This is a genomic window from Streptomyces sp. NPDC059248 (assembly GCF_042753905.1).
Classification (GTDB): domain Bacteria; phylum Actinomycetota; class Actinomycetes; order Streptomycetales; family Streptomycetaceae; genus Streptomyces.
This window is the reverse complement of sequence record NZ_JBHYZV010000020.1, coordinates 22,796-48,392: the sequence shown is the minus strand read 5'-3', so window position 1 is coordinate 48,392 and position 25,597 is coordinate 22,796. Positions and strand designations below refer to the sequence as shown.

The following is a 25,597-nucleotide window of genomic DNA, read 5'->3' as shown; positions in this document are numbered from 1 at the left end:
GGCGTTTCCCCCAGGTTTTCGGTCGGTGTGACGTGCGCGACGTACCCCGGTGACGGGGGCATGCTGAGACACATGGCTGACGATCGACGTACGGCGGGGGACGGCGGGGAGCGTAGCGGGGACGAGGGGCGTACGGATGCCAACGGCGGTGCGCGACGCGCGGCGCGCGCGGGGGAGCGCGCGGCCCGGCGCCCCCGCGCGGGCACCCCGGGCAGTACGGGCGGTACGGGCACCCCCGACGCGGCGGATCGGGCGGAGCTGTACGCGGCCCTCCGCGCCGCCCTCCCGCCCGACACCGTCGACTTCTCCACCACCGCCCGCGCGCTCACCACCATGGACGCCTCCAACTACCGCCGCGTCCCCCTCGGTGTCGTCGCCCCCCGCCACGCCGACGACGTGGCGGCGGCCCTGGAGGTCTGCCGGGCCCGTGGCGTCCCCGTCGTGCCCCGGGGCGCCGGTACGTCGATCGCCGGACAGGCCATCGGTACCGGTGTGGTCCTCGACCTCACCCGCCGGATGAACGCGGTACGGCACGTGGACCCGGTGTCCCGTACCGCCGTCGTCCAGCCCGGCGCCGTCCTCGACTCCCTCCGCGCCGCGGCCCGCCCCCACGGCCTCACCTTCGGCCCCGACCCCTCCACCCACGCCCGCTGCACCCTCGGCGGAATGATCGGCAACAACGCCTGCGGGGCGCACTCCGTGGCCTGGGGCACCACGGCGGACAACGTCCGCGCCCTGTCGGTCCTCACCTACGACGGCACACCCCTCCGGCTCGCCCGAGGCTGGCCGAAGGACCCGGGACTGCTGCTCGGCGCCGTCCGCGAGCTGGTCGACGGCCATCTCGCCCTGCTCCGTACCGGCTATCCCCGGGATCTGCCGCGCCGGATCTCCGGCTACGCGCTCGACGCGCTGCTCCCGGAGAACGGCGCCGACCTGGCCCGCGCGTTCTGCGGCACCGAAGGGACGCTGGGGATCGTCACGGAGGCCGAGGTACGTCTTGTGGCGGAGCCCGCCGCCCGAGCCCTCGCCGTCCTCGGCTACCCCGACGAGACCGCGGCGGCCGACGCGGCGCCCGGCCTGCTGCCGTACGGCCCGCTCACCGTCGAGGGCATGGCGGACGATCTCGTACCGCCGAACGCCCGCGGCGGGCTGCCGCGCGGCCGGGCCTGGCTGTTCGCCGAGGCCGGCGGCGCCACCGAGGCGGAGGCCGCGGCCCGCGCGGCGGATCTGGTCCGGGCGGCCGGCGCGGCCGACGCGCTGGTCGTCACCGACCCGGCGGCGGCGCGGGCCCTGTGGCGGGTACGGGAGGACGCGGCCGGGACCGCGACCAGGATCCCCGGCGGCGGCGAGGCCTGGCCCGGCTGGGAGGACTGCGCCGTACCGCCCGCCCGGCTCGGCGGGTATCTGCGGGACTTCCGGGCCCTGCTGACCGGGTACGGGCTGCGCGGCGCGCCCTTCGGCCACTTCGGCGAGGGCTGTGTCCATGTCCGGATCGACTTCGACCTGATCACGACGGCCGGGGTACGGGCGTTCCGCCGGTTCTCCGAGGACGTGGCCGACCTGGTGGTGGCGCACGGCGGATCGCTCTCCGGCGAGCACGGCGACGGCCGGGCCCGGGCCGAACTCCTGCCCAGGATGTACGGCCCCGGACTCGTGGCGCTCTTCGCCCGGTTCAAGGACCTGTGGGACCCGGCGGGCGGGCTGAACCCGGGCATCCTGGTCCGGCCCGCGCCCCTCGACACCGATCTCCGGTTCGCCGTCCTGCCCCGGCGGCCGGTCGACGTCGCCTTCGGCTACCCGGACGACGGCGGCGACTTCCGGGCCGCCGTCCGCCGCTGCGTCGGCGTCGCCAAATGCCGGGACACCGCCCCCGGACCCGGGGTGATGTGCCCCTCCTACCGGGTGACGGGCGAGGAGAAGCACTCCACCCGCGGCCGGGCACGGCTGCTGCACGAGATGCTCGCGGGCGAGGTCGTCCGGGACGGCTGGCGGTCGCGGGAGGTCGCCGACGCCCTCGATCTGTGTCTGTCGTGCAAGGGGTGCCGCAGCGACTGTCCGGTGGGCGTGGACATGGCCACGTACAAGGCGGAATTCCTCCACCACCACTACAAGGGGCGCCTCAGGCCCCGCTCCCACTACGCCCTCGGCCGGCTGCCCGGCTGGCTGCGGGCCGCCGCGCCGGCCGCGCCCCTGCTCAACGCGCTCGCCCGGATCCCACCCCTGGCCGCCCTCGCCCGGCACACCGCCGGGATCACCCCGGAGCGGCCCCTTCCGGCCCTGGCGCCGGTGCCGTTCACCCGCTGGGCGCGCGGCAGGCTCGGCCCCGGCGCCCGGACGGCGCTGCTGTGGCCCGACACCTTCACCGAGTATTTGTCCCCCGAGGTGGGGAGGGCCGCGGTACGCGTCCTGGGCGCCGCCGGATTCGGCCTGGCCCTGCCCCCGGGCCGGGTGTGCTGCGGGCTGACGTACCTCAGTACGGGACAGCTGACCCGCGCCCGTACGGTCCTGCGCCGCACCCTCGACACGCTGTCCCCGCTACCGGACGGCGTCCCGGTGATCGTCCTCGAACCGAGCTGCGCGGCGGCGCTCCGCACCGATCTGCCGGAGCTGCTCCCCGACGACCCGAGGGCGGCCAGGCTCGCGGCCTCGGTCCGCACCTTCGCGGGCGCGCTGGAGGAGTACGCCCCCGACTGGACCCCGCCCAGGCTCGACCGCCCGGTGACCGGCCAGACCCACTGCCACCACCACGCGGTCCTCGACCCGGCCCCCGACGCCCGGCTCCGCGCCCGCGCCGGGCTCACCGGCGACCTGTCGGGAGGCTGCTGCGGCCTGGCGGGCAACTTCGGCTTCGAGCGGGGCCACTACGAGGTGTCGGTGGCCTGCGCGGAGGAACAACTCCTCCCCGCGGTCAGTACGGCCCCGCCCGACGCGCTGGTCCTCGCGGACGGCTACTCCTGCCGCACCCAGCTCACCCATCTGACGGACCACCGCCCGCGCCACTTGGCGGAGGTCCTGGCGGAAGGTCTGGACAGGGGAGACCAGGGAGGCGGGTGACGGGTGGTGGTTCGGTGAGGGCCGGGCGCGGGCGGTCGCCGTGCCCGGCCCCGAAGGGTCCGAGGGTGGGGGCTACGCCTCCTTGCGGACCTTGTCCGCCTGCATGCCCTTCTGGCCCTGGACGGCTTCGAAGGTGACTCTCTCGGACTCCGCCAGGGACTTGAAACCGTTTCCTTCGATCGCCCGGAAGTGGACGAAGAGGTCCGGTCCCGACTCCGGGGTGATAAAGCCGTAGCCCTTCTCGTCGTTGAACCACTTCACGGTTCCGTTTTGCCGCACTGCCATGTCGTTCCCCCAGTTCAGGAGCTGTCGGTCGGTCTTCGGCACAACGCCGGAAACGATCATGGCACGGGTGTGCCGGGGCGTCGGGGGAACGGCGCGGAACCACTCGTGGTGAGTACGGCCGCCGCTCTCGGTGACCCGCCCGCGGGGGCGTGTCACCCGGCGCGGGTCACCTCCACCGCCAGCGCCACCAGCGCCGGGACGGCCGGATGGGACGGCGGGTCGTGGTGGGTGAGCTGGACCGGGACCGGCGGCAGGCCGGGCAGGGGCCGGTAGACCACGTCCGGGTGCGGATGGATCTCCGCCGTGGACGCCGTCGACACACCCACGCCCCGGCCCGCCGCGATCGCCGCCAGCCAGTCGTCCGTATTGGTGACCGTGATCGTCGTCGCGGGTCGGGCGTCGGCCGGCCACAGCTCGGGGGCCGTGACCCCGGAGACCGTGTTCACCAGCAGCGGTGCCGTCGTCAGATCCGCCGGGGTGATCCTGGGCAGGGCGGCCAGCGGCCCGTCCGCGGTCACCGCGGCGACCCGCGGGTCCGTGTAGAGCGGAGTGACCACCAGACCCGGTACGGAGACGGGGCCTCGGACCACCGCCACATCCACCGCGCCCCGGAGCAGCCCGGCGGTCCGGTCGTCGATCCGGAGCAGCTCCAGGGGCGTGTCGGGATGCTCCCGCTCCCAGCGGCGCAGCAGCCCGGTGGTGTACGGGCCCAGCGCCGACCAGGCGTGCCCGAGCCGCAGCGGGCGTACCGGCCGCCGGGCCGTGGCGACCGCGTCGTCGAAGGCCGCCACCGCCGTCGCGGCCCGGTCGCGGAAGGCGCGGCCCTCCGGGGTGAGCGTCACATGATGGGTGGAGCGGTCCACGAGACGGACGCCCAGATGCCGCTCCAGCGCGGCCAGGGACCGGGAGACCGCGGGCTGTGTGACGCGCAGCCGGGCCGCCGCCCTGGTCAGGCTCGACTCCTCCGCGATCGCCAGGAAGCAGCGGAGGTGACGTAGCTCGATGCTCATGCGGCCGGAGCATAATCGCAGCGCATTAAGCATTTCACGTGTCGAGGATCGGCCACTAGCGTGGAAACGTGGACAGGGCCGTGAGCGATACAGCAGGGATTTCCGCCGCCGACAAGGACCCGGCGGCGGCGGAAACCGGCGGTAAACGGGATCGCGGCCTCGGGCCCGTCGGGCTCGTCGTCGCGGGCGTGCTCTCCGTCCAGTTCGGGGCCGCCGTCGCGGTCATGCTGATGGACGAGGTCGGCGCCACCGGCGTCGTCACCCTGCGGCTGCTGCTCGCCGCCCTGGTGATGCTCGCGGTCTGCCGCCCCCGGATACGCGGCTACTCCCGCGCCGACTGGGGCACGGTCGTCGCCTTCGGTCTCGCCATGGGCGGCATGAACATCCTCTTCTACCAGGCCCTGGAGCGGATCCCGCTGGGTCCGGCGGTCACGCTGGAGGTCCTCGGGCCCCTCACCCTCTCCGTCCTCGTCTCCCGCCGGCTGGCCAATCTGGCCTGGGCCGCCCTCGCCCTCCTCGGGGTGTTCCTGCTGAGCGGCCTGGTCACCGGCGGCGGCCACGGCGCCGGCGCGAGCGGCGGACTCGACCCCGTCGGCGCCGCCTACGCCCTGGCGGCGGGCGGGATGTGGGCCGCGTACATCGTCTTCAGCGCCAAGACCGGCCGCCGCTTCCCGCAGGCCGACGGGCTCGCCCTGGCCTTCGGCGTCGCCGCCCTGCTCAGCCTGCCGCTGGGGATCGCCGGTTCGGGGGAGCGGATCCTCGATCCCGTCGTCATCGGCCTGGGTCTCGGCGTCGCGCTGCTCTCCTCGGTCCTGCCCTACACCCTCGAACTCCTCGCGCTGCGCCGTCTCCCGGCCTCCACCTTCGCCGTGATGATGACGCTGGAGCCCGCCGTCGCGTCGCTCGCCGGGTTCCTGGTGCTGAGCCAGGCGCTCTCCCTCACCGACGCCGTCGCCATCACCCTGGTGATCGCCGCCAGTGTCGGGGTCGTACGGACCCAGGTGAGTACGGTGTCGGCGCCCGCCTCCGGTTCGGCGCCGAAGCGGGGTGGCCGGTTCCGGCGAAACACGAAGAACACGAAGAACACGAAGAAGGCGCAGACGCCGCGAACCGCGACGACGGCGGAGGAGAAGGCCGCGACGGAAGTGGTCGAAGAGGTGTAAGGGACCAGCGGTACGGCCCTCACACGCGCGGCCGGAATGCAGTCCGAAGCAGTCCGAAGAAATGGCCCGGAAAACCAAGCAAGCACGCTTGCTTGTTTTCGGGGCCGCTGCCATGCTCCCCGGGACACCGACCCCTGCCCCAGGGAGCGCACCGTGTCCGATCCCGCCCCCGACCCCGGCGACGTGTTCGACGATCTGCGGGAGGAGAGCGCCGGGCTCGACGCTCTCGTCGCCCCGCTCCCCGCCGCCGACTGGGCGCGGGAGACCCCCGCGAAGGGCTGGACCGTCGCCCAGGCGTTCGCCGGACCGGCCGGTACCGGCCGCCCGCCCCGGGGCGCGGCCGGATGACGGGCGGCGCGGGACCCGGTGGAGCCGCCCCCGCCCCCGGGGACGTACTGCGGATCGGGAACGCGTCCGGTTTCTACGGCGACCGCTTCGACGCCCTCCGCGAGATGCTCACCGGCGGTCCGCTCGACGTCCTCACCGGCGACTATCTCGCCGAGCTGACCCTGCTCATCCTGGGCCGCGACCGGCTGAAGGATCCCCGCCTCGGCTATGCCAGGACCTTTCCGCGCCAGTTGGAGGAGTGTCTGGGCCTCGCCCACGACCGGGGCGTGCGGATCGTCACCAACGCGGGCGGGCTCAACCCCGCCGGGCTCGCCGACGCCGTCCGCGCCGTCGCCGATCGGCTCGGTATCCCCGTACGCGTCGCCCATGTGGAGGGCGACGATCTGCTGGCCGCGCGGGACTGGGGCGACGGGGTCGTCGCCGCCCACGCCTATCTCGGCGGTGCCGGGATCGCGGCCTGTCTGCGCGCGGGCGCCGATGTCGTCGTCACCGGCCGGGTCACCGACGCCGCCCTCGTCACCGGGCCCGCCGCCGCCCACTTCGGCTGGGGCCCGGACGATCTCGACGCCGTCGCGGGCGCCGTCGTCGCCGGTCATGTCCTCGAATGCGGCACCCAGGCCACCGGCGGCAACTACGCCTTCTTCGCCGAGCTGCCCGACGCCCGGGACACCTCCGCCACGGCACCCTTCCGGCCCGGTTTCCCGCTCGCCGAGATCCGGCGCGACGGCAGCGCCGTGATCACCAAACACCCCGGCACCGGCGGCCGGGTCGACACCGGTACCGTCACCGCCCAGCTCCTCTACGAGACCGGCGGCCCCCGCTACCCGGGACCCGATGTCACCGCCCGGCTCGACACCGTCCGACTCACCCCCGAAGGACCCGACCGGGTGCTGATCAGCGGGGTGCGCGGCGAACCGCCCCCGCCCACTCTCAAAGTCGGCCTCAATCGGATCGGCGGCTGGCGCAACGAGGTCGTGTTCGTCCTCACCGGCCTCGACATCGAGGCCAAGGCCCGGCTGGTACGGAGCCGGCTCACCGCCGAGCTCGCCGCCGACCCGCCCGCCGACGTCCGTTGGGAGCTGGCCCGTACCGACCATCCCGACCCCGACACCCAGGAGCGGGCGAGCGCCTACCTCCGGCTCGTGGTCCGCGACCCCGACCCCGCCCGGGTCGGCCGGGCCGTCAGCGGTGCCGCCGTCGAGCTGGCCCTCGGCAGCGTCCCCGGCTTCCATCTGACGGCCCCGCCCGGCAAGGGCGCGCCCTACGGCGTGTTCGTGCCGGCGTCCGCCGATCCGGCGACCGTGCCCCATACGGCCGTCCTGCCCGACGGGCGCCGCGAGACGATCCCGTACGCGATCCCCGCGCCCCGCCCCGGACCGCCGGTCGCCGACGGGCTGCCCGCGCCCCTCCACCACGAAGGGGCGGTACGGCTCGCGCCCCTCGGGCTCGTCGCCGGGGCCCGCAGCGGGGACAAGGGCGGTGACGCCAATATCGGCGTCTGGGCCCGTACCGACGAGGCCTGGGCGTGGCTCGCCCACTTCCTGACCGTGGACCGGTTCCGGGCGCTGCTGCCGGAGACCGCGCCGCTGCCCGTCGACCGGCACGTCCTGCCCGGACTGCGCGCCCTCAACTTCACCGTGACGGGGATCCTCGGCGAGGGCGTCGCGTCCGGCGCGCGGTTCGATCCGCAGGGCAAGGCGCTCGGGGAATGGCTGCGGGCCCGGCTGGTGGAGATACCGGAGGTACTGCTGTGACGCCCCGCCGCACACATGACCGGTCGGCGGTGGCGCCGTGACCGTGCTCCCCACCCGTATCGACGTATCGGGCGACGAGTACGCGGCCCGCCGCGCCGCCATGCTGGGTCGGCTCGACGCCCTCGGCACCGAGCACGCGAAGGCCCTCGCGGGCGGCGGCCCGCGCTATGTCGACCGGCACCGGGCCCGGGGCAAACTCCTCGCCCGGGAGCGGATCGAACTCCTCGTCGACCCCGGCACCCCGTTCCTCGAACTCTCCCCGCTGGCCGCCTGGGGCAGCGACTACCCCGTGGGCGCGTCCCTCGTCACCGGTATCGGGGTGGTCGAGGACGTCGAGTGCGTGATCACCGCCAACGATCCGACGGTACGCGGCGGCGCCTCCAACCCGTGGAGCCTGCGCAAGGCACTGCGCGCCAACGAGATCGCGTTCGCCAACCGGCTCCCGGTGCTCTCCCTCGTGGAGTCCGGCGGTGCCGACCTCCCCGCCCAGAAGGAGATCTTCATCCCCGGCGGGGCGCTCTTCCGCGATCTGACCCGGCTGTCGGCGGCCGGGATCCCCACGGTCGCCGTCGTGTTCGGCAACTCGACGGCGGGCGGCGCGTACGTCCCCGGAATGTCCGATCACACGGTGATGATCCGGGAGCGTTCCAAGGTCTTCCTCGGCGGCCCGCCGCTGGTCCGGATGGCGACCGGCGAGGAGAGCGACGACGAGTCGCTGGGCGGCGCGGAGATGCACGCCCGGGTCTCCGGGCTCGCCGACCACTACGCCGTCGACGAGCCGGACGCGATCCGCCGGGCCCGCCGGATCGTCGCCCGCCTCAACTGGCGCAAGGCCCACCCCGACCCGGGACCCGCCGAGCCGCCCGCCCACCCCGCCGATGAACTCCTCGGGATCGTCCCCGACGATCTGAAGACCCCGTTCGATCCGCGCGAGGTGATCGCCCGGATCGTCGACGGCTCGGCCTTCGACGAGTTCAAGCCGCTGTACGGGCCGAGCCTGGTCACCGGCTGGGCCCGGCTCCACGGCTATCCCGTCGGCGTCCTCGCCAACGCGCGCGGTGTGCTGTTCAGCCCCGAGTCCCAGAAGGCCGCGCACTTCATCCAGCTCGCCAACCAGCGCGACATCCCCCTCCTCTTCCTCCACAACACCACCGGCTACATGGTCGGCCGGGAGTACGAACGCGGCGGCATGATCAAACACGGCGCGATGATGATCAACGCGGTGGCGAACTCGGCCGTACCGCATCTCTCGGTCCTCATCGGCGCCTCGTACGGCGCGGGCCACTACGGCATGTGCGGCCGGGCCTACGACCCCCGCTTCCTCTTCGCCTGGCCCAGCGCCAAATCGGCCGTCATGGGCCCCCAGCAGCTCGCGGGCGTCCTGTCGCTCGTCGCCCGCGCCGCCGCCGAGGCGAAGGGGCAGCCGTACGACGACGAGGCGGACGCGGCCCTCCGGGCCGTGGTCGAGGGGCAGATCGAGGCGGAGTCCCTCCCCGCGTTCCTCTCCGGACGGCTCTACGACGACGGGGTCATCGACCCCCGCGACACCCGCACCGTCCTCGGAATCTGTCTGTCCGCGATCCACACGGCCCCCGTCGAAGGCGCCCGCGGCGGCTTCGGCGTCTTCAGGATGTGAGACGCGTGATCACCTGTGTGCTCGTCGCCAACCGGGGCGAGATCGCCCGCCGGATCTTCCGTACCTGCCGCGAACTGGGCATCACCACGGTCGCCGTCTACGCCGACCCGGACGCGGACGCGCTCCACGTCCGGGAGGCCGACGCGGCCGTACGGCTGCCGGGCGCGGCGCCTTCGGAGACGTATCTCCGCGGCGATCTGATCGTGAAGGCGGCGCTGGCGGCGGGCGCGGACGCCGTCCACCCCGGCTACGGCTTCCTCGCCGAGAACGCCGGCTTCGCCCGCGCCGTCGAGGACGCCGGGCTGCTGTGGGTGGGGCCGCCGCCCGCCGCGATCGGGACGCTGGCGTCCAAGACCCGGGCGAAGGAGCTGATGGGGGCCGTGCCCCTGGCGCCGGAGACGGTGACGGAGGCCGATCTGCCGGTTCTGGTGAAGGCGGCGGCGGGCGGCGGCGGCCGGGGCATGCGGATCGTCCGCGAACTGGCCGCGCTCCCCGGGGAGCTGACGGCCGCGTCGGCGGAGGCCCGGTCCGCCTTCGGCGACGGCGAGGTGTTCGTCGAGCCGTACGTCGAGCGGGGCCGGCATGTGGAGGTCCAGCTCCTCGCCGACCGGTACGGCACGGTCTGGACGCTCGGGACCCGCGACTGCTCCGTCCAGCGGCGCCACCAGAAGGTGATCGAGGAGTGCCCGGCGCCCGGACTCCCCGACGCGTTCACCGCCGGACTCGCCGCCTCGTCCGCCGCCCTCGCCCGCCGGGTCGGCTACACCGGGGCGGGCACGGTCGAGTTCCTGGTCACGGAAGGACCCGAGGGACCGAGGGCGCAGTTCCTGGAGATGAACACCCGGCTCCAGGTCGAGCACCCGGTCACCGAACTCGTCCACGGCGTCGACCTGGTGGCCCTCCAGTTCGCGATCGCGGAGGGCGAGCGGCTGCCACCGGAGCCCCCGGCCGCGTCCGGGCACGCGATCGAGGCCCGGCTGTACGCGGAGGACCCGGCGCGCGGCGGACTCCCGCAGGCGGGCCCGCTGCACGAACTGCGGTTCCCCGAGTTCCCCGAGTTTCCCGAGGAGAGGACGGCAGGAGGGACCGTCCTGCGGATCGATTCCGGTTACGGCCCCGGGGGCTTTGTACCCGTCCCCTACGATCCGCTGCTCGCCAAGGTGATCGTCCGGGCGCCCACCCGCGCGGCGGCCGTCCGGCGGCTCGCCGACGCCCTGCGCCGTACCGTCGTCCACGGCCCGGTCACCAATCGGGAGCTGCTCGTCCGGGCCCTCACCCACCCCGAGTTCGCCGAAGGCCCGCCCGATACCGGCTTTCTGGCACGGCGGACGCCCGAGCTGACCCGGCCCGTACCGGGCGAGGAGGCCGCGGCGGTCGCGGCGGCGCTGGCGGCGGCCGCCCGGCGGCGCGGCGGAAGCGTGCCCCGGCGCATCGGCGGCTGGCGCAATCTGCCGTCGCAGCCGCACTCGGCGGCCTTCACCGGCGGTGACGGGACGACCGTCCACGAGGTGCGGTACCGGTACGGGTCCCGGGACGGCGACGGGTTCACCGTCGACGAGCTGCCCGGCCTGCCCGGTCCGCCCGGCCTCACGGTCGTGTCCGTCGCCGCCGACCTGGTCGCCCTGGAGGTCGACGGAGTCGTCCGGCGGTACGCGGTACGCGTCCACGACGGCGCCGGCCGGGTCCATGTCGACGGCCCCACCGGGTCGTTCACACTCACCGAACGCCCCCGCTTCCCCGACCCGGAGACCCGGGCCGCCCCCGGCTCGCTGCTCGCCCCGATGCCGGGCACCGTCGTCCGGGTCGGCGAGGGACTCGCGCCCGGGGCCCGGGTCGCCGCGGGGCAGCCCCTGCTGTGGCTGGAGGCGATGAAGATGGAGCACCGGATCGACGCGCCCGCGGCCGGGGTGCTGACGGCGCTGCACGCGACGGCGGGCGACCGGGTCGACGTCGGGGCGCTGCTGGCGGTCGTCGACCCGGGGGAGCCGGGCGGCTGAGGAGAGACCGGGCGGCCGGGGGAGAGACCGGGGCCGTACGCGTACGTATCGGCACATCGCACCTGTTCCGTACACCGCACCGAGCCGCACACCCACCCACCGAGGAGGCCCGATGACCACCGCAGTCCGGGACGAGCACGAGCACCTCCGTACCGCAGTCGCCGCCCTCGGCCGCCGCCACGGCCGCGAACACGACCGGGACGCCCTGTGGGCGGAGGCCGGGGAGCTGGGCTATCTCGGTGTCAATCTGCCCGAGGAGTACGGCGGCGGGGGCGCCGGACTCGCCGAACTCGCCGTCGTCCTCGAAGAGCTGGGCGCCGCGGGCTGTCCGCTGCTGATGATGGTCGTATCGCCCGCGATCTGCGGCACCGTGATCTCCCGCTTCGGCACCGACGCCCAGAAACGCGGCTGGCTGCCCGGACTCGCCGACGGCAGCCGGACGATGGCGTTCGGGATCACCGAGCCGGACGCGGGCTCCAACTCCCACCGGATCACCACCACGGCCCGCCGAGCCGACGGCGGCGACTGGATCCTGACCGGCCGCAAGGTCTTCGTCACCGGGGTCGACATCGCCGACGCGACCCTGGTCGTGGGCCGGACCGAGGACGCGCGGACGGGCCGCCTCAAGCCCTGTCTCTTCATCGTGCCCCGGGACGCGCCGGGCTTCGACCTGGCGCCGATCGAGATGTGCCTCGACACCCACGAGCGGCAGTTCGAGCTGGTCTTCGACGAGGTACGGCTGCCCGCCGAAGCCCTCGTCGGCGACGAGGACGCGGGACTCCTCCAGCTCTTCGCCGGACTCAACCCGGAACGGGTGATGACCGCCGCCTTCGCCGTCGGCATGGGCCGCTACGCGGTCGCCCGCGCCGTCGATTACGCCAAGGAGCGCCGGGTGTGGCGGGACCCCATCGGCGCCCACCAGGCCATCGCCCACCCCCTGGCCCGGGCGCATATCGAACTCGAACTCGCCCGGCTCATGACGGGGAAGGCGGCCCGGCTCTACGACGAGGGCGACGACGCCGGCGCGGGCGAGGCCGCGAACATGGCCAAGTACGCGGCGGCCGAGGCCTGCGTACACGCCGTCGACCAGGCGGTGCACACCCTCGGCGGCAACGGCCTCACCCGGGAGTACGGTCTGGGTCCGCTCGTCACCGCGGCACGGGTGACGCGGATCGCGCCGGTGAGCCGCGAGATGATTCTCAACTATGTGTCGCACCAGTCCCTGGGACTGCCCAAGTCGTACTGACGGCCCAGCCGGCCGCGCCGGCGGACGGAGCGTTGACCGATGACCCCGAACCCCCTCGTCACCACCGCGCACGAACGCGGCGTCACGACCCTCGCCCTGAACTCGCCCGCCAACCGCAACGCGCTCTCCGCGCCCCTGGTCGGCGAGTTGACCCGGGCCCTGGCCGAATGCGGCGCCGACGACGCCGTTCGGGCGGTGGTGCTCACCCACACCGGCGGGGTGTTCAGCGCCGGCGCGGATCTGCGGACCCCGCCCAACCCGTATGTCTTCGTCGGGCTGCTGCGGCAGATCGTCGCCATGCCGAAGCCGGTCGTCGCCCGGATCGACGGCCGGACCAGGGCGGGCGGCCTGGGGCTCGTCGGCGCCTGCGACATCGCGGTGGCGTCGGCGGACTCGGACTTCGCGTTCACGGAGGTACGGATCGGGGTCGCGCCCGCCATGATCTCCCTGCCGCTGCTGCCGAGGCTGGCGCCGCGCGCGGCGGAACGCTACTGCCTGACGGGGGAGCGGTTCGGGGCGGCCGACGCGGTACGGATCGGACTGCTGACGGAGTGCGGCGGGCCCGGGGACCATGTGGACACCGTCCTCACCCCCGTGCTCGACGCCCTGCGCGCGGGCTCGCCCCAGGGGCTGGCGGCGACGAAGCGCCTGGTCACGGCGAGGGTGCTGGAGGCGTTCGACCGGGACGCGGAGGAGCTGGTGCAGCGGTCGGCGTCCCTGTTCGCGTCGGCCGAGGCACGTGAGGGCATGGCCGCCTTCCTCGAACGGCGGGACCCCGCGTGGAGACTGTGACGACGACCCCGCAGCCGGTCCCGGGGCCTGGGCCCACCGCCCCCGGGCCCACCGCGCCCGGCCCCACCGCCCCCGGGCCCAAGCAGGACCGGAGCCGGGCCACCCGGCGGCGGCTGCTGGAGGCGGCCGTCGCCTGTCTCGCCGAACGCGGCTGGGCGGGCTCCACGGTCGCGGTCGTCGCCGAACGGGCGGGCGTCTCCCGGGGCGCGGCCCAGCACCACTTCCCCACCCGCGAGGACTTGTTCACGGCGGCCGTCGAGTACGTCGCCGAAGAACGCTCGTCGGCGCTGCGGAACCTCCCGGCGCACGACCGCCCCACGGTGGTCGCGGCCCTCGTGGACCTCTACACGGGCCCCCTGTTCCGGGCGGCGCTCCATCTGTGGGTGGCCGCGTCGCACGAGCCGCAGCTCCACGCCCGGGTCACCGAACTGGAGGCCAGGGTCGGCCGGGAGACCCATCGCATCGCGGTACGCCTCCTCGGCGCCGACGAAACCCACGAGGGCGTCCGGGAGACCGTCCAGGGCCTGCTCGACCTGGCCCGCGGGCTCGGCCTGGCGAACCTGCTCACCGACGACGGGCCGCGCCGCGCCCGGGTCGTACGCGAATGGACGCGGCACCTGGAACGGGCGCTCTGACCCGAGGCCGGGGGCCGGGCGGGATTCGGCGCGGCCCCCGAGGCCGGGCGGGAGCCCGCGTCAGGCCCCGCCGGACCCGGGCAGTCCCTCGTAGCCGGCGACCTCGCGCGGCTCCCGCGTCCCCGGGCCCGTGTACCGGGCCGACGGGCGGACCAGCCGGCCCGTGCGCTTCTGCTCCAGGATGTGCGCCGACCAGCCCGCCGTACGGGCGCAGGTGAACATCGACGTGAACATATGCGCCGGGACCTCCGCGAAGTCGAGCACGATCGCGGCCCAGAACTCGACATTCGTCTCCAGCACCCGGTCCGGGCGGCGGGCGCGCAGCTCCTCCAGCGCCGCCCTCTCCAGCGCCTCGGCGACCTCGTAACGCGGCGCGGCCAGCTCCTTCGCCGTCCGCCGCAGCACCCGCGCCCTGGGGTCCTCCGCGCGGTACACCCGATGGCCGAAGCCCATCAGCCGCTCGCCCTTGTCGAGCGCGCCCTTCACATAGGCCGTGGCGTCGCCGGTGCGCTCGATCTCCTCGATCATGCCGAGCACCCGGGACGGCGCGCCCCCGTGCAGCGGGCCCGACATCGCGCCGACCGCGCCGGAGAGCGCGGCGGCGACATCGGCGCCGGTGGAGGCGATGACCCGGGCGGTGAACGTGGACGCGTTCATGCCGTGCTCGGCCGCCGACGTCCAGTACGCGTCGACCGCCCGCACATGCCGGGGGTCCGGCTCCCCGCGCCACCGGATCATGAACCGCTCGACCACGGACCGCGCCTTGTCGATCTCGGACTGCGGCACCATCGGCAGCCCCTGCCCCCGGGCGCTCTGCGCCACGTACGACAGGGCCATCACCGCGGCCCGCGCCAGATCGTCCCGCGCCTGCCGCTCGTCGATGTCGAGCAGGGGCCGGAGCCCCCAGACGGGCGCGAGCATCGCCAGCGCCGACTGGACATCGACCCGGATGTCCCCGGAGTGCACCGGGATCGGGAACGGCTCGGCGGCGGGCAGCCCCGGATCGAAGGCGCCGTCGACCAGCAGGCCCCACACATTGCCGAAGGAGACCTGACCGACCAGGTCCTCGATATCGACGCCCCGGTAGCGGAGCGATCCGCCCTCCTTGTCGGGCTCGGCGATCTCCGTCTCGAACGCGACGACTCCTTCGAGCCCAGGTACGAAGTCGGACATCAGGCGGCTCCTCACATTCGTGACGCGTCGGCGGGCCGGGACGCGTACGACGGATCGTCGGTCATCCCGGGTGATGCCCCGTACGGGCGCCGGTCATCCGTTCGACGCCGATGTGACGGGAGGCGACACGATATCCGCAGGTAGAACGCCTGGTCAGCGTGATGACCGGCACAGCGGCACCGGGGTGATCGGAGGGTTGCGGGCAGGTGTCCCGGGGCAGAATAGACCTCACATAATTGCGCCATACACAGGATTTTCGGCGGGGAGGAATCTGGGCCGGGGCGCTCAGAATGGGACCGTGAACCGAAGCCGTCCCGAGACCGAGCCCGAGCCCGATCCCGCCGTCATGCGCGAGCAGTACCGCTCCACGCCCCTGCTGGCGGAGGATCTCGCGGCCACGCCCATGGAGCAGTTCGCGAACTGGTTCCACGACGCCGTGGCCGCCGGGCTGCGCGAGCCCAATGCCATGGTCGTCGCCACCGCCACCGCCGGCGGGCGCCCGTCGACCCGGACCGTCCTGCTGAAGGAGTACGACGCCCGGGGCTTCGTCTTCTTCACGAACTACGGCTCCCGCAAGGGCCGTGAGATCGCCGCCAACCCGTATGTGTCCCTGCTCTTCCCCTGGCACCCGATCGCCCGCCAGGTCGTCGTCACGGGCACGGCCGCCCGGATCGGCCGCGAGGAGACCGCCGCGTACTTCCGCACCCGCCCGCACGGCTCCCGCCTCGGCGCCTGGGCGAGCCCCCAGTCGTCGGTGATCGCCTCCCGGGAGGAGCTGCACACCGCCTACGACGAGCTGGCCGGGCGCTACCCGGCGGGTGAGCCGGTCCCGGTACCGCCGGAGTGGGGCGGGATCCGGGTGGTACCGGACGCGGTGGAGTTCTGGCAGGGCCACGAGAACCGGCTCCACGACCGACTGCGGTACGTGTACGACAAGGAGCGCCCGGCCGAGGCGGCGGGCGGCGCCGCGGAGGGCCACTGGCGCGTCGAACGCCTGGCACCCTGACCCGGAAGCCGGGAACGCAGAAACCCGCGAGCTCGGGTTCCTCCTCGCGGAGGAGCCGGCCGGACGTACCGGCGAGCTCGCGGGTCGGTGACTGCTTGGGATTGCGGCAGATGGCCTGCTGAAGGGCACTGCCAAGAGGCATAAGCGAGACAGCAGGCCCTAGCCCGCAGTCACCTCACGCGTCCGGTATGCATACATTCTCCGAACCACCTCCTCTCTTGTGTACGCCACACCCTAGGAACGCCCGACGACCGGCACAACCGATTTAACGGGCCCCTGTGACGCACCCGCGGGAGGGGTCGGGCTCAGCCGTGGCGGTAGAAGATCCGCTCCCGGTTCTCCGTCATGACCCGGCCGTTCCACTCGTGGCCGCCGTCTACGTTCCCCGAGCGCAGCAGCGGCGGCTCCACCCCGCGCTCGGCCAGGTTCTCGGCGGCGGCGGCCATCATGGCCTGCATCAGCGCGCTGGTGACGACGGTGGACGCGGGCGAGAACGGCGCCTCGATCGCGTCGTGGGTGAGGACCGTGTCCCCGATCGGGATCTTCGAGTCGAGCACCACGTCGCAGTGGTCCTTCAGGAACGAGCCCGACACATGCCGGGACCTGGTCTCCTCCGCGTATGCCACGGAGGTGACACCGACGACCTTCAGGCCCAGCGCGCGGGCGTTCATCGCCATCTCCACGGGCAGCGCGTTCCGCCCGGAGAGGGAGATGATCACGAGGACGTCCCCGGCCTTCGCCGGGGAGGTGTCCAGCACCGCTCCGGCCAGGCCCTCGACCCGCTCCAGCGCCGAACCGAGCGTCGCGGGGATCACGTCGACACCGACGACGCCCGGCACGACGAGCAGGTTCATCACGGCGAAGCCGCCCGCCCGGTAGACGACGTCCTGGGCGGCCAGGGACGAATGCCCGGCGCCGAAGGCGAAGAGCCGGCCGCCGGCCTCGACGGTGTCGGCGATCGCCGCACCGGCCGCGGCGATGTTCTCCGACTCCTCGTTCCTTACGCGTGCCAGCAGATCGATCGCCGCGTCGAAGAACCGACCGGCCAGCTTGCTCTCGCTCATCGCCGAGCCCTTTCGGGAGAAAGTCCGGGAAATTCGGCGGCCGGGACCGGGCGCGGCGGGTACGCGTCCGGGGAACCGATCACCTGGGAAAGCGCCGGGAAATGCCCCGGGCCGCGGATCACGGTGCGGTCTAAACCATTCCGCTGTCAATACGCTCTCACCGGCGGCGTGCGCGGGTTGTGCGATGGTTCGGCACGGGTCCTGTGTTCCCGGCGGCGCCCCGCGCGGCCCCTTCCCGTAGCCTTCCCCCCATCTTTCGCGCATCCCTCGCGCATCCTTCGCGCGCCGGTATCCCCGGGCGCGTCCGCCCCTTCCCACGGGCCCCGGCGCGCCCGTGTCACGCCTGGTGGTGCGCCTGTACCCCGGTCTTCGGGGGCGGTGGCTCCCGTGGGCGCGGCACGGTTGTCGGTGGGATGCGTAAGAATTGAGTCCGGGGCCGCACCGCACGATTCTTCGAGGGGCACGTATGTCCGGTTTGATCGACACAACGGAGATGTACCTCCGCACCATCCTCGAGCTGGAAGAGGAAGGTGTGGTTCCTATGCGCGCCCGTATCGCCGAGCGGCTCGACCAGAGCGGACCGACGGTCAGCCAGACCGTGGCCCGGATGGAACGGGACGGACTCGTGACGGTCGCGGGCGACCGCCATCTGGAGCTGACCGAGGAGGGCCGGCGTCTTGCGACGCGCGTCATGCGCAAGCACCGGCTCGCGGAATGCCTCCTCGTCGATGTGATCGGCCTGGAGTGGGAGCAGGTCCACGCCGAGGCCTGCCGCTGGGAGCACGTGATGAGCGAGGCGGTGGAGCGGCGCGTGCTGGAGCTGCTGCGCCACCCCACGGAGTCCCCGTACGGCAACCCCATCCCGGGCCTGGAGGAGCTGGGCGAGAAGGCGGAGGCCGACCCCTTCCTGGACGCGGGCATGGTCTCCCTCGCCGACCTGGACCCGGGCGCCGACGGCAAGACCGTGGTGGTCCGCCGGATCGGCGAGCCCATCCAGACCGACGCCCAGCTGATGTACACCCTGCGCCGCGCGGGCGTGCAGCCGGGCTCCGTGGTGAGCGTCACGGAGTCCGCGGGCGGCGTCCTGGTGGGCAGCGGCGGCGAGGCGGCGGAGCTGGAGTCGGACGTGGCCTCCCACGTCTTCGTCGCCAAGCGCTGACGCCGCGTTCTTTTCGGGGGGCGCCGCGGTGGTGGCCCTCGCGTTTCCGGCCGCGGCCCGTCCGCGGCTGTTCGCGCAGTTCCTCGCGCCCCTAAAAGCATCTCCGGGGCCCCGCGTCCCACGCGGGACGTGGACCAGGGAATCCAGGGGCGCGAGGAACTGCGCGACAAGCCCACCTCCGGGACGCACTCGTCACACAAGGGTCAGGGTCATGGGGGCGGCGCTCCACGTCCCGGCACCCCCTCCGGGAGGGAGGCGGCTGGCGTACCTTGACGGGTATGTCGACGCCGCCACCGTATCCACAGTCACCGCAGCCCGAGCCCGGGCACGAGTCCCAGGGCGGCTACGGGCACCCCGGGCCGGGCCCGTACGGGGATCCCTACGGCCAGCAGCAGCAGCCTCCGCAGCAGCAGCCGCCGTACCAGGACCCCTACGCCGGGCAGTATCCGCCGCAGTACCCGCAGCAGCAGTACCCGCAGCAGGGGCCCCCGCAGGGCGGCGGCCCCCCGCCCCAGGGCTACGGGACCCCGCAGCCGCCGCCCGCGCCGTACGGGTATCCGCAGGCGCCCGAGCAGACCCAGCCCATACCCCCGCCCCCGCAGGCGCCGTACGGGGGGCCGCCCCCGCAATGGGGCGCGCCGCAGCCCCCGCCGCCCCCGCAGAAGGGGCGCAGGACCGCCGGGACGATCTTCATCGCCACCGGGGTCGTCGCCGGTGTGCTGGTGCTGGCCTGGCTCGGCAACACCGTCTTCAGCGGTGACGACGACAAGAAGTCGGGATCGAACGACACCTCGTCGAGCGCCGGTACGAGTGCGGGCTCGGGTTCCGGCTCCGGCTCCGGCGGCGGTGGCTCCGAGACCGACACCGACGGTTTCCCGAAGGCCGAGTACAAGCTCACCATGCCGCCGACCCTGGTCGGCGGGAAGTACAAGTTCACCGACGACCTGTCCGAGCTGGGTGAGAAGGCCATTGAGGCCGAGGACCCGATGATCAGGAACCCGAAGGCGATCGTCGCCGAGTACACGGCCACCGGCGGTCCGCAGAACGGCGGCGTGATCGTGTCGGGTCTGTACGGCCAGATCAAGCAGCCCGAGCTGGCCCGCAAGGGGATGCTCCGGGGCAGCGCGTCGGAGAAGAACTCCCGGCTCGCGGTGCCTCCGAAGGACTTCCAGCCGGCCGGTGCCGATGTGACGGTCAGCTGCCAGGTCATCGTGGCCACCGCCGGTGCCGTGGAGGTGACGACCCCGGTATGCGCCTGGGCGGACGGCAACACGGGCGCGACGGTCGCCGTGGTCGACGCGTCGGCCGCGACGATCAAGCCGGAGGCCGTGGATCTGGCGAAGGCGGCGGACACGACGGCGAAGATCCGTCAGGAGATGCGCAAGCCGGTCGGGCCCTGAGCCGCGAGCCTCGTACGCCTCGTACGACCCGTCGGTTCGAACAGTCCGGCCGGGCCCGCTTCCGACGGCGGTTTCCCGTCGAAGCCGGGTGGCTGAAGGAACGTACCGCCTGATCATCTCCGCAGGTCAGGCGGTCGTTCCGGATTGGACCACTCAAGATTGTCCGGATGCTGGAACGTGTCCGTACGGGCGGCGCACCCCTCGCGAGCTGCCCGAACGACCATTCGGTCACCTCGTTCGGGGGGCGCCCGACCGGAAAAGGGCGCCGCGCATGCGCTCACCGTACGCGTACGCAAGACTCCCGTCCGCAGTCGCATCACGCACCACACCCTCGATGCGACCTCGATGTGAAGGAGTCTCCAGACATGCGTCATCTGCCCCTGCGGAGCATGTTCGTCACGGCTGCCGCGCTGATGCTGGGCGTCGCCGGCACCGCGTTGAGCACGGCGGTCGCCCAGCCCGTCGCCGGGCCCGCCGAAGCCCGGGGACTGTACGCGCCCTCGGCCCTCGTCCTCACGGCCGGCAAGGGCGAGTCCCCGGCGCTCGCGGTCGCCGAGCGCGCCGTCACCCTCTCCTGCGCGCCGGGCGCCACCGGCACGCACCCCGCGCCCGCGGACGCCTGTCGCGAGCTGGGAGCGGTCCGCGGTGACTTCGACGCCCTGCCGTCAAAGCTTCCGATGACCCTGTGCACCCGTGAGTACGCCCCGGTGACGGTGACCGCCCAGGGTGTCTGGCAGGGCGAGCGGATCGCCTGGTCCGGCACGTACAACAACGGCTGCGAGATGACGGCCACGCTGGGCGTCGTCTTCTCCTTCTGATCCCGTACGCCGGGTTCTGAGCCGTACGTCGGGCCCCGCGGGGGCGGCCGGAGCTCCGGCCGCCCCCGTCGGCGTATCTACGCGTCCGAGCCGGGCGCCGCCCCGGCGGCGAACTCGTCCAGGAACGGGCCGATCGCGGCGCGCCAGCGGACCGGTTGGTCGTAGTGGACGAGATGCCCCGCGTCGGGGACCTCCGCATAGGCGCCGCGGGGCAGGACGCGGACCATCTCCTGGGCCTCGGCCCGGCCGAGTTCGCCGTCGGGGCCGCGGACGACGAGGGCGGGGCAGCGGACTCGGGCCAGATCGTCCCAGTGGGCGTCGTGGACGAAGGAGTCCCGGATCCTCAGCATCTGGCGGCGGGAGAACACCGGGCGCCAGCCGTCGGCGCGCTCCGCCATCACCTCGGCGTAGAAGTCGCCGCGCGCGGGGCTGGGGCGCTCGACCCGCGGGTCGTCGTCGCCGAACCACCTCCGTGCGTCCGCGAGCGTCGCGAACGGCACCGGCCAGCTGCGGAACCACTTCTCCCACTCCCGCTGCGACGCCGCGCCCGGCGGGGCGGCCCGCATATCGCAGACGATCAGCGCGCGGACCAGATCCGGCCGTTCGGCGGCCAGCCGCCAGGCCGTGAGCGCGCCCATGCCGTGCCCGATCACGACGGCGGGACCCAGCTCCAGCCGTTCGACGGCGGCCACGGCGTCGGCGACGAACGCCTCACGGGTGTACGGGCCCTCCGCCGGCTTGTCGCTGCGGCCGTGGCCGCGCTGGTCGAGCGCGACGGCCCGATAGCGGCCGGAGAGCCAGCGCGCGGTGCCGGCCCAGTGCGACGCGCGGCCCATCAGGCCGTGGAGCAGCAGTACGCCCGGGCCCGCGGCGCCCCGGGGCTCGGGCGGATCCGCGTACTCCCAGGCGGCCAGTCGCGCACCCGCCGTCCCGGTCACGTCGATGCGGCGCACCATGTGCCCGGCACCCCCTTTTGTCACCCGATCCGTCACCCGTACGCGATATGCTCAGCCTATCGAATTTATCGAACTCCCATTCGAATATGGCGGCCTGCCCGGTGGGCGCCGGACAACACCCCACCTTCGAGTGACCGGATGCCAGGGTTGGCGGCGTCCGGCTCGGGGAGATCTTTTGCGGGAGGCGGGCCGCTCGGGGAAGACGGTCCGACGGGAATGACCCTGGGAGCTCGGGGCTCCGGGTCAGCACAGGGGAGGAAGGGCCCCGGCATCCACGGATGCCGGGGCCCGCCGCATGCGCCGCCCGGGCGGCGGCCGGAAGCGGCGGAGGGCCGAAACGGTGAACGGGCCCCGGGCGGGTCGGGGCGTACCGAAGGTCGGACGGCGCACGGGGAGTGCGCTGGGCGTGCGAGGGGCGCATGTTCCCTCCACGGCGGCGGGACCGGCGGTGAGTCATATGCCTCATGCACAGCGTGACACGCGTTCCGTCCGCCCGCTGCAATTCCCCCCGGAATCCCCCTCCTTGCCCGTGCCGGTCGCGGCACGGGCGCGCCCATGGCCCTCCGGGCGGGGTCGCGGGGGAACCGTTACCCCTTGCTGACCGCCGTCAGGATCTCCGGGCCGGTCCTGGCGACGCGCGGCGCGGCCAGGCGCAGGCCCGCCCATCCCAGCAGGCACCCGTATGCCGCCCCCACCGGCAGCAGCAGCCACAGCAGCGAGCCGTCCACCGTCCACAGGGCGGCGTACAGCGGCGCGACCAGCAGCGCGGTGAGGAGCGTGCCGCCCGCGAAGGAGATCCAGACGAGCGACCCCTGCCCCGGGGCGGCGTTCTTGTAGGCGCTGTCCTGCGGGATCGAGTACGGATACCGCGCCGAGCAGTACGCCCCGGTGCCCAGGAGTGCGCCGAGGAGGGCCAGGGACAGCCCGAGCGCGGGTGCCAGCTGCCCCCAGTCGCCGATGGCCGCCGCGATGCCCACCGTGACCACGACCGCGTACGGCAGGGCCACGATCAGCAGCGCGTACGCGCGGGCCCGCAGCTCCTCGTACGCGTCGCGCGTCGTGGACATGGTCTGGAGGACCATCCAGAACGCGGAGGTGTCCTGCCCGAACTGGTTGTACATCTGCATGCCCAGCATGGTCGTGGCGAAGAGCGCGAGATAGACGGAGCCACCGCCCTGGAGCACGCTGAACAGCGGGACGATGACGCCGATCGCGAGCCCGGACACCAGCGCCGACTTGGTCTTGGGGTCGCGCCACTGGTAACGCAGGGTGCGCTGCACCACGGCCCCGCTCCGGTTGTCCGGCAGCAGCCGGAACACCCCGCGCGCGCCGCCGCCGGTCTCCTTCTCGGACGCCGCCGCGAGGGTGGATCCGTCGGGGGAGGTCAGCTGCCGGGTCAGCAGCCGGCGCCACCACCACAGCAGCGCCGGCAGGGCGACCGCGGAGAGCGCGAGCCGGGCCGCGGCGATCCCGTACGAGCCGTCGCTCGTGGCGTCGACCGCGCCGATCGCGGAGGCGATGGGGACCCACTGGGCGATATCGGCCGCCGGTTCGAGGCCCCGCAGGCCGTCCTCGGACCGGCCGAGCACCTGGAGGCCGTAGTTGACGCCCTGAAGACCGATGGCGATCACAAGGCCGCTGAGGATGGCGAGGTCGCGGCCCTTGCGGGAGGTGAGAAGCCGGATATTGGCCGCGGCGACGGTCCTGGCGAGGGCGATACAGCCGAGGAGGGCGAGCGGTACGGCGACCAGGCCGACCGCGAAGGCGGCCCAGCCGTGCGCCACACCGACCGCCGCGCCGAGCAGGACGCAGAGGGTGAAGAGGGGCCCGGTGCCCACGAGCGACGCGGCGGTGAGCGCCGTCACCAGCGGTGCCGGCCGCAGCGGCAGCATGGCGAGCCGGGTGGTGTCGAGGGTCTCGTCGCCGCCGGGGAAGAAGAGGGGCATCACGGCCCAGCCGAGGGCGAGCAGGGCGGCGTAGAGGACCGCGACGGAGGTGACGTAGTCGGTGCCGCGCATGAAGACGAAGCCGAGCAGCTGGAGGAGGGCGATGAGGACGGCGAGGACGAACGAGACGATGAAGAGCGTCTTACGGGTGTGGGACTGCCGGAGCCCGTTGCGCAGCAGGGACAGCTTCAGTCGTACGAAGACGGAGACGAGCCCGCCGGTCGAAAGGCCGGGCGGTTCGGGCACCGAGGAGGTAGCGGTAGCGCCGGGGTCGCCGGGAACGTCGGGGCCGTCGGGGCTCGCAGCGGGCGCGCTCATCGGGCCGCGCCGTTTCCGCCGCCGAGCCAGTCGAGCGCCGCACCGGTGTGGTGGTCGTCGCGGACGCCGACGAGTTCGAGGAAGGCGTGCTGGAGGCTCGGTGCCTCGCCGCGGACCTCTTCGACGGGGCCCCGGGCGACGATCCGGCCCTGGGCCATGACCGCGACCCAGTCGCACAGGGACTCCACCAGCTCCATGACATGGCTGGAGAAGACGACGGTCGCGCCGGACGCGGTGTACCGCTCCAGGACGCCGCGGATCGTCTGCGCCGACACCGGGTCGACGCCTTCGAAGGGCTCGTCGAGGAAGAGGACCTCGGGGTTGTGCAGCAGCGCGGAGGCCAGACCGATCTTCTTCCGCATACCGGTGGAGTAGTCGACCACCAGTTTGTGCTGGGCGCCCGCGAGCCCGAGGACGTCGAGGAGCTGCGTGGCCCGCTTGTCGACCTCGTCGCCCGGCAGGCCGCGCAGCCGTCCGCTGTAGGCGAGGAGTTCGCGGCCGGAGAGCCGCTCGAACATCCGCAGCCCCTCGGGCAGGACCCCGATCCGGGACTTGACGGCGACGGGGTCGGCCCAGACGTCGTGGCCCGCTATCCGGATCCGGCCGAGGTCGGGGCGGAGGAGCCCCGTCACCATGGAGAGGGTGGTGGTCTTGCCCGCGCCGTTGGGGCCGACGAGGCCGATGAACCGGCCCGCTGGCAGGGTCAGATCGATGCCGGAGACGGCGAGCTGCTCACCGAACCTCTTCCACAGGCCCTCCACCACGACGGCGGGCGGCGCGCCGGCCGCTCCGCCCGCCGCGGCTGCCTCGGCCGCCGTCTGCTGGTCGTCCGGCATGGTCCTGCTCCTTCGGGTCCCCGTTTACCTACGCGTCAGTACGCGACCAGCCTAGACAGCGGCGGGAACGTTTTTTCGCGTACGGGTCGGTACGGGGCACCGAACCCGGGGCGGCCCTGCGGCGGCCCTTTGGGCGGTCCCGGGTTCGGGAGCCGGGCCGCGGGGGCGGCGGCGCGGCCGTGACCCCCGCGCCGGTGCGCGCGGACCGCGCGTCAGACGGAGGCCACCGCCGCGGTGCGCGCGGACCGCGCGTCAGACGGAGGCCACCGCCGCCCCCGGCCTGCGGCCCTCACGACCGCAGGCGTACGCGAGCGGGCTCATCAGCTCCTCCGCGTCCGGCAGCCAGCGGTTCTCCGCGGTCGGGCGGCGTGCCCACTGCACCGGACCCCGGCGGCCGACCCGGGTCGGCGGGGCGGCGATGTAGTGGCCCTGGCCGCGCGGGACGAGATCGAGGGAGCTGGGCGCCCACCCGAGATCGCGGACGAGCGCCGGGGCCTTCGCCGCGCCGCCGGGCAGGACGAGGAAGAGCATCCGGCGGTCGGGGGTGGAGATCACCGGACCCAGCGGAAGCTCCATCCGCTCCAGCCGGGCCAGCGCGAGGAACCCGGCCGACTCGGGGACTTCGAGCACGTCGAACGTCCGGCCCGTCGGCAGCAGGACGGCCGCCTTCGGATGCTTCCCCCACATCCTGCGGGCACCCGCGGCGCTGCCCGTCGCCTGGCTCGCCCAGTCCGGACGCGCGGCGTGCGCGCCGGGCGCGGGGCACTCGGTGTCGCCGCACGAGCAGAACTCCTCGCCCTCGGACGCCTCCAGCCACGTACCGGGGAACACGTCCCAGTGCCGTTCCTCCGCGTACCGCACGGCATGATCCATCAGCTGCTCGCCCCGTTGCCGGGGGATCTGCGCGGCTTCTGTGACTCCGATGGTCTCTTCCACGACCCTCTCAACTCCCGTGGTCACCGGGGGTTACGGGCCTTCTACGGGCCGCCCCCGGGATCATG

The 25,597-nt window shown here is 73.7% G+C and carries 21 protein-coding genes; 13 read left to right on the top strand and 8 right to left on the bottom strand.

Annotation, left to right across the window (positions count from 1 at the left end):
* Positions 1-72 precede the first annotated feature (72 nt).
* Positions 73-3,054: an FAD-binding and (Fe-S)-binding domain-containing protein gene (locus ACFXG1_RS11260; protein ID WP_384742139.1), complete on the top strand. Its 2,982-nt coding sequence runs from the start codon at positions 73-75 to the stop codon at positions 3,052-3,054.
* Positions 3,055-3,126: 72 nt separating this feature from the next.
* Here ACFXG1_RS11260 and ACFXG1_RS11255 read toward each other — a convergent pair whose 3' ends face one another.
* On the bottom strand, positions 3,127-3,339 hold the full coding sequence (locus ACFXG1_RS11255; RefSeq protein ID WP_384715716.1) for a cold-shock protein: 213 nt from the start codon (positions 3,337-3,339) through the stop codon (positions 3,127-3,129).
* A gap of 152 nt (positions 3,340-3,491) precedes the next feature.
* Positions 3,492-4,349: a LysR family transcriptional regulator gene (locus tag ACFXG1_RS11250; protein ID WP_384715721.1), complete on the bottom strand. Its 858-nt coding sequence runs from the start codon at positions 4,347-4,349 to the stop codon at positions 3,492-3,494.
* A gap of 80 nt (positions 4,350-4,429) precedes the next feature.
* On the opposite strand from ACFXG1_RS11250, the gene ACFXG1_RS11245 reads away from it, so the two are divergent.
* From ACFXG1_RS11245 to ACFXG1_RS11210, 8 genes are all read left to right on the top strand, one after another.
* Positions 4,430-5,512, top strand: a complete 1,083-nt coding sequence (locus tag ACFXG1_RS11245) for a DMT family transporter (protein ID WP_384715723.1) — start codon at positions 4,430-4,432, stop codon at positions 5,510-5,512.
* 153 nt (positions 5,513-5,665) lie between these two features.
* A complete protein-coding gene (locus tag ACFXG1_RS11240) occupies positions 5,666-5,860 on the top strand; it encodes a maleylpyruvate isomerase N-terminal domain-containing protein (protein WP_384742137.1) in 195 nt (64 codons plus the stop codon).
* Complete coding sequence (locus ACFXG1_RS11235; protein WP_384742135.1) at positions 5,857-7,614, top strand: acyclic terpene utilization AtuA family protein; 1,758 nt, start codon at positions 5,857-5,859, stop codon at positions 7,612-7,614. Before ACFXG1_RS11240 ends, ACFXG1_RS11235 begins: the two co-directional genes overlap by 4 nt.
* A gap of 37 nt (positions 7,615-7,651) precedes the next feature.
* Positions 7,652-9,250, top strand: coding sequence for an acyl-CoA carboxylase subunit beta (locus tag ACFXG1_RS11230; RefSeq protein WP_384742133.1), 1,599 nt, complete (start codon positions 7,652-7,654; stop codon positions 9,248-9,250).
* A gap of 5 nt (positions 9,251-9,255) precedes the next feature.
* Positions 9,256-11,247 carry a biotin carboxylase N-terminal domain-containing protein gene (locus ACFXG1_RS11225; protein ID WP_384742171.1) on the top strand — a complete coding sequence of 664 codons (1,992 nt, stop codon included), beginning with the start codon at positions 9,256-9,258 and terminating at the stop codon, positions 11,245-11,247.
* Positions 11,248-11,359: 112 nt separating this feature from the next.
* On the top strand, positions 11,360-12,493 hold the full coding sequence (locus tag ACFXG1_RS11220; RefSeq protein WP_384716506.1) for an acyl-CoA dehydrogenase family protein: 1,134 nt from the start codon (positions 11,360-11,362) through the stop codon (positions 12,491-12,493).
* Positions 12,494-12,532: 39 nt separating this feature from the next.
* On the top strand, positions 12,533-13,285 hold the full coding sequence (locus ACFXG1_RS11215) for an enoyl-CoA hydratase family protein (RefSeq protein WP_384716503.1): 753 nt from the start codon (positions 12,533-12,535) through the stop codon (positions 13,283-13,285).
* Positions 13,282-13,920 carry a TetR/AcrR family transcriptional regulator gene (locus tag ACFXG1_RS11210; RefSeq protein ID WP_384716515.1) on the top strand — a complete coding sequence of 213 codons (639 nt, stop codon included), beginning with the start codon at positions 13,282-13,284 and terminating at the stop codon, positions 13,918-13,920. The genes ACFXG1_RS11215 and ACFXG1_RS11210 overlap by 4 nt, the downstream gene beginning before the upstream one ends.
* A 60-nt stretch (positions 13,921-13,980) precedes the next feature.
* Here the strand turns inward: ACFXG1_RS11210 and ACFXG1_RS11205 are convergent, their stop codons facing one another.
* Positions 13,981-15,093 carry a citrate synthase 2 gene (locus ACFXG1_RS11205; protein ID WP_384716500.1) on the bottom strand — a complete coding sequence of 371 codons (1,113 nt, stop codon included), beginning with the start codon at positions 15,091-15,093 and terminating at the stop codon, positions 13,981-13,983.
* 346 nt (positions 15,094-15,439) lie between these two features.
* Between ACFXG1_RS11205 and pdxH the strand changes: the two genes are divergently transcribed.
* A complete protein-coding gene (gene pdxH / locus ACFXG1_RS11200) occupies positions 15,440-16,099 on the top strand; it encodes a pyridoxamine 5'-phosphate oxidase (RefSeq protein WP_384716512.1) in 660 nt (219 codons plus the stop codon).
* Between the two features lie 305 nt (positions 16,100-16,404).
* On the opposite strand, the gene ACFXG1_RS11195 is transcribed toward pdxH, so the two are convergent.
* Positions 16,405-17,163, bottom strand: coding sequence for an SIS domain-containing protein (locus ACFXG1_RS11195; protein WP_384716498.1), 759 nt, complete (start codon positions 17,161-17,163; stop codon positions 16,405-16,407).
* 466 nt (positions 17,164-17,629) lie between these two features.
* On the opposite strand from ACFXG1_RS11195, the gene ACFXG1_RS11190 reads away from it, so the two are divergent.
* From ACFXG1_RS11190 to ACFXG1_RS11180, 3 genes are all read left to right on the top strand, one after another.
* Positions 17,630-18,322 carry a metal-dependent transcriptional regulator gene (locus tag ACFXG1_RS11190; RefSeq protein WP_384716495.1) on the top strand — a complete coding sequence of 231 codons (693 nt, stop codon included), beginning with the start codon at positions 17,630-17,632 and terminating at the stop codon, positions 18,320-18,322.
* 278 nt (positions 18,323-18,600) lie between these two features.
* Positions 18,601-19,722: a hypothetical protein gene (locus ACFXG1_RS11185; RefSeq protein ID WP_384713616.1), complete on the top strand. Its 1,122-nt coding sequence runs from the start codon at positions 18,601-18,603 to the stop codon at positions 19,720-19,722.
* 365 nt (positions 19,723-20,087) lie between these two features.
* Positions 20,088-20,540, top strand: a complete 453-nt coding sequence (locus ACFXG1_RS11180) for a subtilase-type protease inhibitor (protein WP_384713619.1) — start codon at positions 20,088-20,090, stop codon at positions 20,538-20,540.
* A gap of 77 nt (positions 20,541-20,617) precedes the next feature.
* On the opposite strand, the gene ACFXG1_RS11175 is transcribed toward ACFXG1_RS11180, so the two are convergent.
* The 4 genes from ACFXG1_RS11175 to ACFXG1_RS11160 all read right to left on the bottom strand — a co-directional run bounded on the left by ACFXG1_RS11175 (position 20,618) and on the right by ACFXG1_RS11160 (position 25,532).
* Positions 20,618-21,496 (bottom strand): alpha/beta fold hydrolase, encoded by an 879-nt coding sequence (locus tag ACFXG1_RS11175; RefSeq protein WP_384713622.1) that lies wholly within the window; start codon positions 21,494-21,496, stop codon positions 20,618-20,620.
* 587 nt (positions 21,497-22,083) lie between these two features.
* The gene (locus ACFXG1_RS11170) at positions 22,084-23,760 is read right to left on the bottom strand and encodes a transporter (protein WP_384713625.1); all 1,677 of its coding nucleotides are present in this window, start codon (positions 23,758-23,760) and stop codon (positions 22,084-22,086) included.
* Positions 23,757-24,596: an ABC transporter ATP-binding protein gene (locus ACFXG1_RS11165; protein WP_384713628.1), complete on the bottom strand. Its 840-nt coding sequence runs from the start codon at positions 24,594-24,596 to the stop codon at positions 23,757-23,759. Before ACFXG1_RS11165 ends, ACFXG1_RS11170 begins: the two co-directional genes overlap by 4 nt.
* Before the next feature lie 252 nt (positions 24,597-24,848).
* Complete coding sequence (locus tag ACFXG1_RS11160) at positions 24,849-25,532, bottom strand: bifunctional DNA primase/polymerase (RefSeq protein WP_384742129.1); 684 nt, start codon at positions 25,530-25,532, stop codon at positions 24,849-24,851.
* Positions 25,533-25,597: the final 65 nt, after the last annotated feature.